Consider the following 13,206-nt stretch of genomic DNA (forward strand, 5'->3'; position numbering starts at 1 on the left):
TTATACCGATGCCTCAAAATCGAGTCAAAAAAAAGAGCCCACTCGTTAAAAATGGGTCCCTTTATACGCGCTTAGCGTAATAAAGTTCATAAATCTTGTCACTTTTAACGAAAGTATGTCATTTACGACCTGATGTCTGGCCGGCTCTCCGGTCTTGGCGTATTTCTCGCTGACGCAGTGCCACACTTCCCCGCCGGTTACGTAATCGTAGCCGAACAGCTTGAATTCGTCAGCTTTGCTCTTGCATAAATATTCGATGGTCGCGACCCAATCTTCATCCGATAACGGCCTATCGTCATATTCCATTCCACGACCCCCTCGCCTCGATGTCTCTCCAACCCTTTACATTCGCTGTCAATGTCTGCATTCCTGCCGGCACGGTTCTTTCTCCAAAAAATGACTGCATGGAAGGGGACATGCCGCGCATAAGCATGAAGATAGGACATGTTCATGGTAGAGGGAGAGGAACCCATTGACCAAGCAAACGTTTATCAAAGGAGCCCTGATCCTGCTGGCTGCAGGGATCGTCAACCGCATCCTTGCCTTCGTGCCTCGCATCGCGCTGCCCCGTATCATCGGCGCCGAGGGCGTCGGGATTTATCAGCTCGGCTATCCGTTTCTGATCGTGCTGCTTACGCTCATAACGGGCGGTATCCCGCTGGCCGTCGCCAAATCGATCGCCGAAGCGGAATCTCAGGGGAACAGCCACCACGTCAAGTCGATTTTCCGGGCCGCCATGGCATTGACCGTCATGCTCGCCGCGGTGCTTACCGTATTGTTCGTATGGATGACGCCCTGGATTTCGACCCATGTGATGACGGATCCGCGCGTCTTCCAGACATTCCGGATGATGAGCCCGCTGCTGCTTATAATCGGCATCTCCTCTGTCTACCGCGGTTATTTCCAAGGCAAACACAATATGATACCGACTGCCTTATCGCAAACGATGGAGACGGTCATCCGCATCATATTCGCTTTGCTATTCGCGCAGTGGCTGCTGCCCTACGGACTGGAATGGGGCGCGGCCGGCGCCATGCTTGGCGTTGTGGCCGGAGAGGTCGCCGGATTTGCCGTCCTCCTGCTGCAGTTTATCGTTGACCGGAAGAAACCGCCTGCAGCGCATAATGACGGCTTGGAAAGCAATGAGGCCGAGCTGCAGATTCATCCTGCGCTGAAGAAGAAGTCCTACGGGCTAATCAAATCCGATTCCAAACGCCCCGACTCCGTCATGCGGCGGCTGATCAACCTGTCCGTTCCGGTGACGGCCAGCCGCATGATCGGCTCCTTCTCCTACTTGCTGGAGTCCATTCTCACCGCACGGGCGCTGCTGGTAGCAGGAATCGCCACCGGCGCGGCAACGGCGCAATATGGCGCGCTGCAAGGCATGATTATACCGATCTTGCTTCTGCCAACGGCTTTGACCTATTCGCTCGCCGTCTCTCTCGTCCCCTCCTTATCGGAAGCCGCCGCCAAGGGCGATCGGACGACGATCCATAAAAGGCTGCATCAATCCATGCGGCTTTGTCTGGTCACCGGCGCCCCGTTCGTCGTCGTCATGCTCTTGTTCGCGGAACCGATCTGCCGCTTGCTGTATAATCACGTGGAAATCGCCCCCATGCTCAAATGGATGGCCCCGATCGGATTGTTCATTTATATGCAGGCGCCGCTTCAAGCCGCGCTCCAGGCGCTCGATAAACCGTCGACGGCGCTCATGAATACCTTTATCGGAGCGGTCGTGAAGCTCGTCCTCATCGTAAAGCTTGCTTCGATGCCCTCTCTCGGCATCTACGGCGCGCTCATCGCCATCAACGTGAACATCGTCCTCGTGACGGCGCTGCACTGGATCAGCGTAGCCCGATTGACCGGTTTTCGCATGAAGGGGCTCGATTTTCTAAAAGTGGCTGCAGCGATGTTCATCATGGGCGCAGCCTCCCTCTGGGTCATGAACCTGCAGGCGATGCCTGCCTTGTGGCAGAATCTGATCTCGGCCTGCTTGGCCGGCGTCATCGTCTATTTGATCCTCATGGTCGTACTCCGTATCATCGACCGTTACGATGCGGCAAGGCTGCCGATTGTCGGAAGATGGTTTCGGCCATGAAAAAACACCGGCTAATGCCGGTGCAGTGAAAGTGCAAATGACGCAGCAGATGACAGTGCATGTGCTGGTGCTGGCGATGGCGCTTCTTAACGGCGATAAGGTCCCTTCCTGTGCTTGATATCGATGAACAGCTCTCCTCGATGATCGATGGTGCACAGAAACACCTGCTTCGCGTCGATGATGCCGCGCTGCTTCAACTGATTGTTCAACCAGAACCGATCTTTGTCCAGCTTCTCTAGATTATGCTTTTGGATCTCGCCGTCCATGATCAATGGCACCGGCAAATTTTCGAACCTGTAATTGCGCGGGAACGTTTTAGGCAGACGCGTTTCTTTATTCCCTGCTTGGCTTTCGCTCTGAGAAGTGTTTTTGCCCGTTTGGTTCTCGCTTTGGGCACCTTGATCTTGATCAGTATTGTTTTCTTGAGACTCACCCTGCGAATCACGCTTGAGTTTATCCTTCTGAACGATGGACAGCTTGCCCGTCGTCTCCAAAATCGCAAATTCAACATCGGCGATGTTCGTCTTGTTTTCCCGGAATTGCAGCAGCAAATCATCCAGGTTGTAACGCTGCTTGCGCATCGCGTCGCGGTTTAATTTACCCCGATCGACGATAACCGTCGGTTCGCCGTCGAACAACGTCCGCATTCTGCGTGATCGTAAGGACAGAAGCGCAATTCCGATCTGAATGACAAGCAGGATCACCATTGGCATAATGCCGTCCATGATCGGCCGATCCGTATCCTCGATCACAAATACCGCGATTTCCGCAATCATGACGGAGATGACCAAATCGAAGACCGACAGCTTGCCGATTTCCCTTTTCCCCATCACCCGCATGATCAAGAACACCACGAAATAGATGAGAAGCGTACGGAATAACAGCGTCCAGTATTCCATCAGAACCGCCCTCCCTGCGTAAAGGTACGACTATTGTCACCGGATGGTCTGCGTGTCATACGAATGGAAAGGATCGAATTATTGGAAGGGGATCGGACAAGGTACTAATCCCGACGGCTCGGCCATATGTTGTAATAAACAATGGACAAGAAGATGAATAGGAGGGAACCCTAATGAAACCGATAAACGCGATGAAAAACGTACCGAAAGCGCATATGGCTTCGCCGCTGCTTGCGGGCATTCTGTATGCATCCATTTGGCTCGCCGCGGGAGCGCTGCTGCTGTCGGCGCTTCTCAGATGGGGCAGCATGCAGGAGAACGAGCTGCCGACCTACAGCTTGGTCATCCATGGCTGTTCCGCATTGGCAGGAGGCTTCGTATCGGGGAGGCGCTCCCGCGAACGCGGCTGGTACTATGGAGGCATGCTAGGCGTCGCTTACGCCGTCCTGGTGCTGCTCGTCAGCTTTCTGGCCAGCAATACCGGCTTCAGCGGCAAAACGTTAACGATGCTGATCGAGACCCTGCTTTGCGGCTCTTTCGGCGGAATGATCGGTGTGAACACGAAGCGGTCCTAACCAAACAATCCAGCATCCTCCACACGCTTGTAAATTGTAATCATCCCTGCAAATTGTGTTATACTATATCGGACCGTAACGACGTAAACACCTTAGGGGGATATTAAGAACCATGACTTTGTTTGACAACATGACTACGGTCGCGATCTATACGACTTTGACCGTGATCATTCTGATTTGGTACGGGACTGCAGCGAATCCTTTCAAGATCGGCGGACTCTTCATTAAAGAATTGATCGTCGACCGCAAATACGCCTTGCTGTTTTTCTCGCTCATTCTCATTCTGCTGTGCAACAAGTTTGAGATGCGCATCGAAAAGCACATTACGAAAACGTACGATTTTTCTCGCTTCTTCCAATCCATCGAGGGCAGCTTCGTCGCTAACGTCCAGCATACGTTCCAGAGCGATTGGCTGACGACGTTCTTGTCCTTCATGTATATCGTCGTTCTTCAGGCGCTGATCATCGCTTCCGTCGGTATCTATACATACCTGAATCCAAATAAAGTCATGTTTCGCGCCATCTGCTTTGCGATCATGTTCAACTACTTGATTGCCATTCCGTTCTTTTTATTCTTGCCGGTTAGTGAAGTATGGCATCAAGATCCGAACGTCAGCTTCCTCATGCTGAAGGTATTTCCGGATTTCGAGAATCAATACCGCGCGCTGTCGGGGTTGGATAACTGCTTCCCAAGTCTGCACACCTCGATCTCCGTAACAATAGCCATTCTTGCCGTCCGATCCGGGATCAAGCGCTGGGCCTGGCTCTGTTGCATCAGCGCCGTTATCATTATTTTTTCGATTTTTTACCTCGGCATTCACTGGCTCATCGATATGTGCGGCGGCCTGGCGCTCGGTACGTTCGCTTCCATGATGGGCATCCGGCTAAGCACGATGAAATGGTCGCTTCGCGGCCGGCGCGGCACGGTTGTTCCGCCGGCTCCAGTCAGCTATTTGCGAGAAGACGCCAAATAAATGTCTATTATTAGAAAGACCGCAGCTTCCGGGCCACATAGCCTGGTGCTGCGGTCTTTGCTTTTGCTTTGTTAGCTTATTGGTAGATTAACGGTCGCACCTCGTCGATCAGCTGCTGCAGCTGCTTGGAGCAGGCCGCGTATTGCAGCTTCTCTTTCTCGTCCGTCGTCAACAGGCCGTACATTTCCATATCGGCTTCGCATTTCTTCAAAGCCGCAAGCAGCGTAGCTTGGCCTTTCGGTTGCTTCGGCAATTTGGCCTTGTCGTCGAAGAGATCGAAGTACAAATTGCCCGAATCATCGATCTGCGCCAGAAACACGTCCTCTATTTCCACGTTCGACTTCTTCAGCTCTTTCTTCAGCCAGGCTACATTATAACCTGACGATCGAAGCGGATCGGGAAGAATGTTCCCGTCCATGATGACGGCTTGCGGTTCATGCTCGGGCTGCACACGAAGGCCGAGTGTTTTGGGCGTTAGCGGCTGATTCTCCGCCTTCAGCATGACGTTAATGGCCCCGCTCACTTCCATGACGGCAAATTCGACGTCTGCGGTCTTGAAGACGTCCTTTCGCCTTAGACTCTCCATCAGTTCGTCCGTCGTTATGCGTTCTTTCTTGAGGTTGCCTTCCAGAATCTTGCCTTTCTGAATCAGAACCGTTGGCTGTCCGTCAATCCAATCGCGAGCCTTTTTGCTTTTCATTTGAAGCAACTCGATGCCGAGCGATACGGCAGCCCACACCCCGAGGGAAAGCATCCCCAAATACCAATGATTCTCGGCTTCCAACGAAACATAGCCCGCGAGATTACCGATCGTGATACCCGTTATGTATTCGAATACGGACAACTCCGTTACCTGCCGCTTACCCAATACCTTCGTCAATAGCAGCAAAAAAAGCACAGCCGTCAGCGTGCGCAGCACAATCTCCAGCCATAAATGCATACGTTCATTTCCACCTCGATCCCGTTGTCGTCGCCATAGTATTTACCATCATGCTGGAAACTATGAGCCTCCGACGAGGGCGCCGAACGACAAAAAACCGGCAGCGCTATGCGCTGCCGGTTCTTCAAGCTTACCCTTTGATCTCTTCTGCTTTCTCTTCTTTCACTGCTGCCGTCACGGTTGTCGCTGCGACCGCGCTGGAGGAAACGACCGTATTGATTGCGCTGCGGTCGAATGTAATCCGGGTGGAATCATTCACGCGCAATACGACGGTATCGTCCGTAAGTTCCAGGATCGTACCGTGCATGCCTCCGATCGTGACGATTTTGTCGCCCTTCTTGATCGCGCTCAGCATGGCATTGCGCGTCTTGGATTTACGTTGCTGCGGACGGATCAGAAGGAAATAAAAAACCGCAAACATAAGAATAAACGGAATTAAGGATGCTGCTCCCATTTCATTTCACCCCTTTCCTTAGAATCCTTTATCGTTCTCATATAAACCGTACTTGTCAAAGAAGGAATTACGGAAATCAAGCAGCCGGTCTTCCATGATCGCTTGACGTACGTTTCTCATCAGCTCAAGCAGGAAATGCAAGTTATGAATCGTGGTCAGGCGGATGCCGAACGTCTCGTCTGCTTTAATCAGATGGCGGATATAAGCACGCGAGTAATTCGTGCACGTGTAGCAGCTGCACTCGGGATCCAGCGGACCGAAATCCTCCGCGAATTTGGCATTGCGGATGACGAGGCGGCCCGAGCTGGTCATCGTCGTTCCGTTACGCGCGATCCGAGTAGGCAGCACGCAATCGAACATGTCGATGCCGCGAATCGATCCGTCTAGCAATGCATCTGGCGAACCGACCCCCATCAGATAGCGGGGCTTATTAGCCGGCAGCAGCGGAACCGTACAATCCAGTACATTATACATGAGATCTTTCGGTTCTCCGACGCTGAGACCTCCAATAGCATACCCCGGGAAATCCATGGAAGTCAACTCGGACGCGCTTTGACGCCGCAGGTCTTCGTACATGCCGCCTTGTACAATGGCGAACAATGCCTGGTCATGCGGACGGCTGTGAGAAGCAAGACACCGCTCCGCCCAGCGAGTCGTCCGTTCCAGCGAATTCTTCACGTAATCGTACTCGGCAGGATAAGGCGCGCATTCGTCGAACGCCATCATGATGTCGGAGCCGAGCGCATTTTGAATCTCCATCGCTTTCTCCGGCGAGATGAACATTTTGTCGCCGTTCAGATGGTTGCGAAACTCGACGCCTTCTTCCTTGATCTTGCGCATGTTGCTCAAGCTGAACACTTGGAAGCCGCCGCTGTCGGTCAGAATCGGACGATCCCAGTTCATGAACTTATGGAGACCGCCTGCTTTGCGCACGATTTCATGACCTGGACGGACAAACAAATGGTAGGTATTGCTCAGGATGATATGCGCGTCCATCGTCTTCAATTCCTCAGGACTGACCGTCTTGACGGTCGCCTGCGTTCCGACCGGCATGAATGCCGGCGTTTCGATGATGCCATGCGGTGTATGCACGCGGCCGAGCCTTGCTCCCGTCTGCTTGCAGGTCTTTATTAATTCGTAAGTAATTGCCACTATGCTCTGCCTCTTTCTTCGTTCCTAATAAATAAACATCGCGTCGCCGAAGCTGAAGAAGCGGTACTCCCGTTCAACGGCTTCCTTGTACGCTTGCATGATGGCCGAACGTCCGGCCAAAGCACTGACGAGCATGACGAGCGTCGACTTCGGAAGGTGAAAGTTCGTCAGCAGCGCATTCACGAGCTTGAACTCATAGCCCGGGAAAATAAAGATATCGGTCCATCCGCTGCAAGCCCGTAACTCTTCATACGCAAAGCGGGCGGCAACGGTTTCAAGCGTTCTTGCGGAAGTTGTTCCGACTGCGACGATCCGCCCGTTCCTCGCCTTGGCACTGCGCAGCATGGCTGCCGTTTCTTCGCTCAGCTCGTAATATTCGGTATGCATCGTATGCTCTTCGATCGTATCGACTGACATCGGCCGGAACGTGCCTAATCCGACATGCAGCGTAATATAGCCGATTTGCACGCCTTTGCGCTCCAGCTGCTCCAGGAACGGCTTCGTAAAATGAAGGCCAGCGGTCGGTGCCGCAGCGGACCCTTCATGCTTCGCGTATACCGTCTGGTAACGTTCGCGGTCGCTCAGTCTTTCCTTGATGTAGGGCGGGAGCGGCATTTCGCCAAGACGGTCCAGCAGCTCGTTGAAAATGCCCTCGTAGCGGAATTCCACCACTCGCGCGCCCTGCTCGCCTACGTCTACGATCTCGGCTTGCAACAGCGGCGCGCCGCTGCCGTCGTCGCCGAAGCTCAGCTTCGCGCCGACTCTGAGCCGTTTTCCCGGCTTCGCGAGCGTCTCCCAACGGTCGCCTGCCAGCTGCTTCAAAAGCAGCAGCTCGACTTTCGCGCCCGTATCGGATTTGACCCCCAGCAGCCTGGCAGGCATAACACGGGTGTCATTTAGAATCAATGTATCGCCCTCATTGAGGAGATCAGCCAGCTTCGTGAACTGATGGTGATCGATTTCACCGGTCGCCTTGTTCAGCGTCAGCAGCCTGGATGACGTACGATCAGCCAGCGGCGTCTGTGCAATCAGTCGTTCCGGCAGTTCAAAATCAAATTCGTTTACATTCATCGGTTATGTGTCATTCCTTAACGATCTTCGCGTCTTTGTAGTAGTATTGCATAATATATTTGTAGTCATACCCAAGTCCTGCCAACCCGCGCGCGCCGTATTGCGACAATCCGACGCCGTGTCCATTGCCGGATCCGACGAAACGGAACGCGGGTTCCTTCGTCGCGGCGCGGACGGTGCCGCTGCCATTCATTATGAAGTAGTTCGCAGCCGTCAGCTCCTGCTTCTTGCCGTTTCCGCCAAGAATGTACGTCGCACTTCCGTCCGCAGGCTTCTCGGTCGTTGCTCCGCCAGTTCCGGCAATGGTCAACCTGGCGGTCTCGTCGATTTTAAACAGCGTGCTTGGCAGGCCTCCGAACGCAGAGCGGAAAGCATCCGGTGTTTTCACGCTTAATGCTTGTCCATTCGCCTTGATCTCGGTCGGTCTTCCGGAAGGGCCCTGCTTGCTGATCTCAAGCGTCCGAATCGGCCCGCTGATCGCCTTGCTCAGCTTGCCTTGCGTCAGCTTGAGCAGCTCCGCGGCGGAGTACGTACCGCGCACCCATGACATTTCGTTGGACTGGGTCACTTTCTCCAATGAGACAACAAGCGCCCCTGCGTTCACCGTATCCACTACCGGCACGGTATCCTGAACGAGCGGAATCGGACGAACCTTCGTTCCCGCTCCCTTCACGCGCAATAGAGCTTGTCCGCCTGCCGACTTCTGTCCGCTGTCTTCAAGCAGATCCTCGCGAATATAGCCTACGAGGTTATTGGGAGTCACGACGCGATACCATTTGTACAATCCGTTCTCGGACGAGGTATCCGGGCTTTGCACGCTCTTCAAATAATCGAAGCTGCTGCCCCAGATTTCTTGCGCATCCGCCGTGAAGCCGCCCGCGCTGGAGGAGAAGACGGTATTAATGACTTTGCCGCCGTACATGGCCACTTCTCCCCGCGTCGCTTCGACGGCCGCGATCGTTGCCGCCTTCTCCGAACCGATGCCGCCGTATGCTTGGCTCAGCGTCGTATCCACGACATGCGCGATCTGAAAGCCAAACCCTTGGTACAGCGCGTACGTGCGGGCAGCTACCGCCTGCGCTTTCAACGCTTCAGCCGGCCAGGAAGCCGGCATCTCCGCACCTACGACGGCGGATATGTATTGCTCGAACGGCACTTCGTTGACGACCGCCATCCGATTGCCGAGTCCGCTCACTTCGAACGAACCTCGGTAGCTGCGGCTATAACGTTCCACCAGCTTGATGCCAGTGTCGGCCGTCGTTTCCAGCCACAGCTTGGCGCCGGTCAAAGGAACGGAATAGAGCGACACCGGAGGCTTGGAGACGGATTCCGCTGTAGTGTAATCGTCGCGAATAAGTACATACGCGGACTTGGGATCCGTTGGAGTCAGCGTTAAGCCCGCTTCGGCTTGCTTCGCTTGCGCTCCGAGCGCGCTCAACGCCGCCTGATCGCTTTCCGAGCCGATCAGCACCGTGTAGACGCCTGCTGCCGTTCCGGACTGCTTGATAGCCGCATAGGCCTCGATACCGGAAGCAGTCAGTTTCTGGGCAGCCGCCGCGGCTTCGTTCTTGGAGGCGTAGTTCGTGCCTGATTCAAGATGAAGCGGCCCGATCAATCCGGCTTTCCCCGCCTTGCCGGCATAACCGGCAATCGTGCCGTCCTTCAACCACTTGTCCCCCGCCGCGTTCGCTTCGGCAGCGGACGCATACGAGCCTTCCGAGATCTGATAGACTTTACCGCGGGTATCATTCACGCCGATCATCATACCTGAGCCGCCAAGTGCCTTTAAGCGCTTCACGACGGCAGTTGCAGCCAGATAGTCCGTTGTCTCCAGCAGGATGGGCTTATAATCGTCCATAGTGAACCGAACCGACTCGTCGCTCCCTGACACGAACATCGGAACGATAGAAGAAGGAAGCCTCATGCCGACCTTCATGCCGCCAGACGAGCTGAAAGTCGCTGCCGCGGTGTTCAAGGTATACTTGCTCGTATTCATGAAGATACCGACCCGAATCGTGTCCAGCTGCGGAACGGCCGCCCCCTCGGTAGGGTGCGTCGTCCATACCGATAATGCGATGACACCGGCCCCAAAGACCGCAAGCGTTCGTTTGGCCTTCGGCATCGCGATTAGCCGCCATGCCGATCTCCTATTCCCGTCGTTATGAACGTTTACGCCATTCACGGCTATATCGTCCTCCTTAAAGTTTTGCGGAGCAAAACTACTTCGTAAGCATGGGCTTAAGTTTTGCGGAGCAAAACTGCTTCGTAAGCGTAGGCTTAAGTTTTGCTTTAGCAAAACTGCTTCGTAAGCATCGACTTAAGTTTTGCGGAGCAAAACTGCTTCGTAATCACCTGCTTGCTTAATCCCTTTTGGGCAGCGCACAGGCTCCGTCATGACAACTGTCGTCCGTCTTCCCAAACCATTCATACCGCCGGCCTGCTATAAAGCGGTAGGCGAAATCCGCCGCTCCGCGCAGACCCGGCACTTTATATAGCGGCGCAAGCCATCTTAGCCCGCGCACCGTCCTCAAAATACGAACGACGCCCGCAGCCCCGGCATGCATCGTGCCATCCATTTCCACGACATGCATTTTCGTCAGAAGCTGTTCTTCGGTTACAGCTGAAAGTTCGGGAATCGATTCATACGTTTCCTCGAGAGACTGAACGGGAATAAACCGCAAAACCGCGGTCGACTGAAGCTCCTTCAAACGGCGAACGCTGGCTAAACATAAATTGCAGGTACCGTCGTAAAGCACTATCAGCTTCTCGCGCCTCTCTTCTTCAGCTTGTTTCCTTCTAGAGCCCATTAGACGAAGCCGCCTCCTTCTTCCTTCACGTCTCCCGCATCGCCCATTGCCGCGTTATCTTGAGGAACGGGCAGTCCCAAATGGCGATAAGCAAGCGGGGTTACCATACGTCCGCGAGGCGTCCGCTGCAGGAAACCGATCTGCATCAAATACGGCTCGTAAACATCCTCGATCGTCTGCCCTTCCTCGCCGATCGTTGCGGCAATCGTATCCAGCCCGACAGGGCCGCCGCGGTAAATCGTAATCATCGCGCGCAGCATCTTGTGATCGATGCTGTCGAGCCCGAGCGGATCCACTTGGATGAGCCCGAGCGCGGAGCGCGCCAGTTCATGCGTGACAATGCCATCCCCGCGCACCTGCGCGAAATCGCGCACCCGCTTCAGCAGGCGATTGGCGATCCGCGGCGTTCCCCGGGAACGCATGGCGATTTCCTGTGCCGCTTCGCCAATCACGCTGACGCCGAGAATTTCCGAAGCGCGCGTGACGATGTACGCCAATTCGTCGACCGTGTAGAACTCCAGGCGGCTGACGACGCCGAAGCGGTCGCGAAGCGGCGCCGACAGCAGCCCGGCGCGCGTCGTTGCGCCGATCAGCGTGAATGGCGGCAGCTCGAGCCGGACGGAACGTGCGCTTGGACCTTTGCCGATCATAATATCCAGCGCGAAATCCTCCATCGCCGGATACAGCACTTCTTCCACCGTGCGATGAAGGCGGTGAATCTCGTCGATGAACAGCACGTCGCCTTCCTGCAGGTTCGTCAGCAGCGCGGCCAAGTCGCCCGGCCGTTCGATGGCCGGTCCGCTTGTCGTCCGCAGATTGACACCTAGCTCATTGGCAATGATGTTCGACAACGTCGTCTTGCCGAGTCCTGGCGGCCCGTACAGCAGGACGTGATCCAAGGCCTCTTTGCGCAGCTTCGCCGCTTCGATAAACACTTTCAAATTGTCTTTCACTTGCGACTGACCGATATATTCGGACAAATAGCGGGGACGCAAGCTAAGCTCCACCGCTTGATCTTCCATCATGAGGTTGGCGGAAATAATCCTCTCGTCCATTCACGCTTGCCCCTCTCCACTAGCCTTTAAACAATTGCTGCAGCGCCCGCTTCATGAGCGCGTCGACCGACTCGTTCGGAATATCCGTCCCCTTCATCGACTGCCACGCGCGGTCGAGCTCGGCTGCCGTATAGCCCAGCGTCATCAGCGCCTCGCGCGCCTCGCGCCAGGTTTGGCCGCCTTCCGCCTCCGCGGCTCCCGATCCCGGATCCTCCAGCATGATGCCCGCCGCTGCGAAGCTGAATCCGCCCGGAATCGCATCAAGCTTATCCTTCAAGTCAAGCACCATGCGCTGGGCCGTTTTCTTCCCGATGCCCGGCAGCTTCGTCAGGAACGTCAAATTCTCCTGTTGGATCGCGGCGGCGATCGTCTCCGGCTTGCCCCCGGCAAGAATGCCAAGCGCTACGCGCGGTCCGATGCCCGAAACGTCCAGCAGCTTGCGGAACATCGCCTGCTCGTCGCGGTTTGCGAATCCGAAGAGCAGCGCGGCGTCTTCCCGAACATGATGATGCGTATAAATCGTAATGATATCGTCGTTTTTGGCGAACGCGTACGGATTGGGAGTGAAAATTTGATAGCCGATATCATGGACGTCCACGACCACGAATTCCGTATCGAGATGGACGACCCGGCCTCTTACATAATCGATCATGAACGGTTCACCCCATTGATTTTGTTCGCTAGAACGGCAGAGTGCGCATGACAAATCGCCACCGCGAGCGCATCCGCGACGTCGTCCGGCTTCGGAATGGCGCTCAGCTTCAGCAGCATCTTCACCATTTCCTGCACCTGCCGCTTCTCCGCCTTGCCGTAGCCGACCACCGCTTGCTTCACTTGAAGCGGCGTATACTCCATGACCGGTATCCCCCGCTGAGCAGCCGCCAATATCACGACGCCCCTAGCCTGGCCGACCGAAAACGCCGTCGTGACGTTGCGGTTAAAGAACAACTTCTCGATTCCCAGCGTGTCTGGTTTATAGCGGTCCATAAGCGCGCAGGCAGACTCGTAAACCTGCTTCAAGCGCTCTTCCTGCGGCGTGCGCGCTTCCGTCGTAATGCAACCGTATTGCACGGGAACGAGCTTGCTCCCGACTTTGTCGATGAATCCGAAGCCTACGATGGCGATTCCCGGATCTATGCCTAATACTCGCAAAGCTTCTTCTCTCCTCACGCCAACCGCGAT

The 13,206-nt window shown here is 55.0% G+C and carries 14 protein-coding genes; 3 read left to right on the forward strand and 11 right to left on the reverse strand.

Annotation, left to right across the window (positions count from 1 at the left end; translation table 11 throughout):
• Positions 1-45: 45 nt before the first annotated feature.
• The gene (locus AC0YNU_RS03845) at positions 46-306 is read right to left on the reverse strand and encodes a post-transcriptional regulator (RefSeq protein WP_475753280.1); all 261 of its coding nucleotides are present in this window, start codon (positions 304-306) and stop codon (positions 46-48) included.
• 166 nt (positions 307-472) lie between these two features.
• On the opposite strand from AC0YNU_RS03845, the gene spoVB reads away from it, so the two are divergent.
• Positions 473-2,098, forward strand: coding sequence for a stage V sporulation protein B (gene spoVB, locus AC0YNU_RS03850; protein WP_475753282.1), 1,626 nt, complete (start codon positions 473-475; stop codon positions 2,096-2,098).
• Between the two features lie 86 nt (positions 2,099-2,184).
• Here spoVB and AC0YNU_RS03855 read toward each other — a convergent pair whose 3' ends face one another.
• Positions 2,185-2,997, reverse strand: coding sequence for a DUF421 domain-containing protein (locus AC0YNU_RS03855; protein ID WP_475753284.1), 813 nt, complete (start codon positions 2,995-2,997; stop codon positions 2,185-2,187).
• A 173-nt stretch (positions 2,998-3,170) separates the two neighbouring features.
• Here AC0YNU_RS03855 and AC0YNU_RS03860 point away from each other — a divergent pair, with 173 nt between their 5' ends.
• Together AC0YNU_RS03860 and AC0YNU_RS03865 are read left to right on the forward strand one after the other, a co-directional pair.
• Entirely contained in the window at positions 3,171-3,572 is a 402-nt protein-coding gene (locus AC0YNU_RS03860) for a TIGR04086 family membrane protein (protein ID WP_475753286.1), read from the forward strand.
• A gap of 112 nt (positions 3,573-3,684) precedes the next feature.
• The gene (locus AC0YNU_RS03865) at positions 3,685-4,545 is read left to right on the forward strand and encodes a phosphatase PAP2 family protein (RefSeq protein WP_475753288.1); all 861 of its coding nucleotides are present in this window, start codon (positions 3,685-3,687) and stop codon (positions 4,543-4,545) included.
• Between the two features lie 76 nt (positions 4,546-4,621).
• On the opposite strand, the gene AC0YNU_RS03870 is transcribed toward AC0YNU_RS03865, so the two are convergent.
• The 9 genes from AC0YNU_RS03870 to ruvC form a co-directional block, all read right to left on the reverse strand.
• Positions 4,622-5,485 carry a DUF421 domain-containing protein gene (locus tag AC0YNU_RS03870; protein ID WP_475753290.1) on the reverse strand — a complete coding sequence of 288 codons (864 nt, stop codon included), beginning with the start codon at positions 5,483-5,485 and terminating at the stop codon, positions 4,622-4,624.
• 130 nt (positions 5,486-5,615) lie between these two features.
• Complete coding sequence (yajC, locus tag AC0YNU_RS03875; protein WP_475753292.1) at positions 5,616-5,939, reverse strand: preprotein translocase subunit YajC; 324 nt, start codon at positions 5,937-5,939, stop codon at positions 5,616-5,618.
• Between the two features lie 18 nt (positions 5,940-5,957).
• Positions 5,958-7,094 (reverse strand): tRNA guanosine(34) transglycosylase Tgt, encoded by a 1,137-nt coding sequence (tgt, locus tag AC0YNU_RS03880; RefSeq protein WP_475753957.1) that lies wholly within the window; start codon positions 7,092-7,094, stop codon positions 5,958-5,960.
• Positions 7,095-7,115: 21 nt separating this feature from the next.
• The gene (gene queA / locus AC0YNU_RS03885; protein WP_475753294.1) at positions 7,116-8,162 is read right to left on the reverse strand and encodes a tRNA preQ1(34) S-adenosylmethionine ribosyltransferase-isomerase QueA; all 1,047 of its coding nucleotides are present in this window, start codon (positions 8,160-8,162) and stop codon (positions 7,116-7,118) included.
• Positions 8,163-8,172: 10 nt separating this feature from the next.
• Positions 8,173-10,344 carry a SpoIID/LytB domain-containing protein gene (locus AC0YNU_RS03890; RefSeq protein WP_475753296.1) on the reverse strand — a complete coding sequence of 724 codons (2,172 nt, stop codon included), beginning with the start codon at positions 10,342-10,344 and terminating at the stop codon, positions 8,173-8,175.
• Positions 10,345-10,522: 178 nt separating this feature from the next.
• Positions 10,523-10,969, reverse strand: a complete 447-nt coding sequence (locus AC0YNU_RS03895; RefSeq protein WP_475753298.1) for a thiol-disulfide oxidoreductase DCC family protein — start codon at positions 10,967-10,969, stop codon at positions 10,523-10,525.
• Positions 10,969-12,024: a Holliday junction branch migration DNA helicase RuvB gene (ruvB, locus tag AC0YNU_RS03900; protein WP_475753300.1), complete on the reverse strand. Its 1,056-nt coding sequence runs from the start codon at positions 12,022-12,024 to the stop codon at positions 10,969-10,971. Before ruvB ends, AC0YNU_RS03895 begins: the two co-directional genes overlap by 1 nt.
• A 19-nt stretch (positions 12,025-12,043) precedes the next feature.
• Complete coding sequence (ruvA, locus tag AC0YNU_RS03905; protein ID WP_475753302.1) at positions 12,044-12,676, reverse strand: Holliday junction branch migration protein RuvA; 633 nt, start codon at positions 12,674-12,676, stop codon at positions 12,044-12,046.
• Complete coding sequence (ruvC, locus tag AC0YNU_RS03910; protein WP_475753304.1) at positions 12,673-13,176, reverse strand: crossover junction endodeoxyribonuclease RuvC; 504 nt, start codon at positions 13,174-13,176, stop codon at positions 12,673-12,675. The genes ruvA and ruvC overlap by 4 nt, the downstream gene beginning before the upstream one ends.
• Positions 13,177-13,206 lie beyond the last annotated feature (30 nt).

It is taken from the genome of Paenibacillus sp. J31P316 (assembly GCF_056269105.1).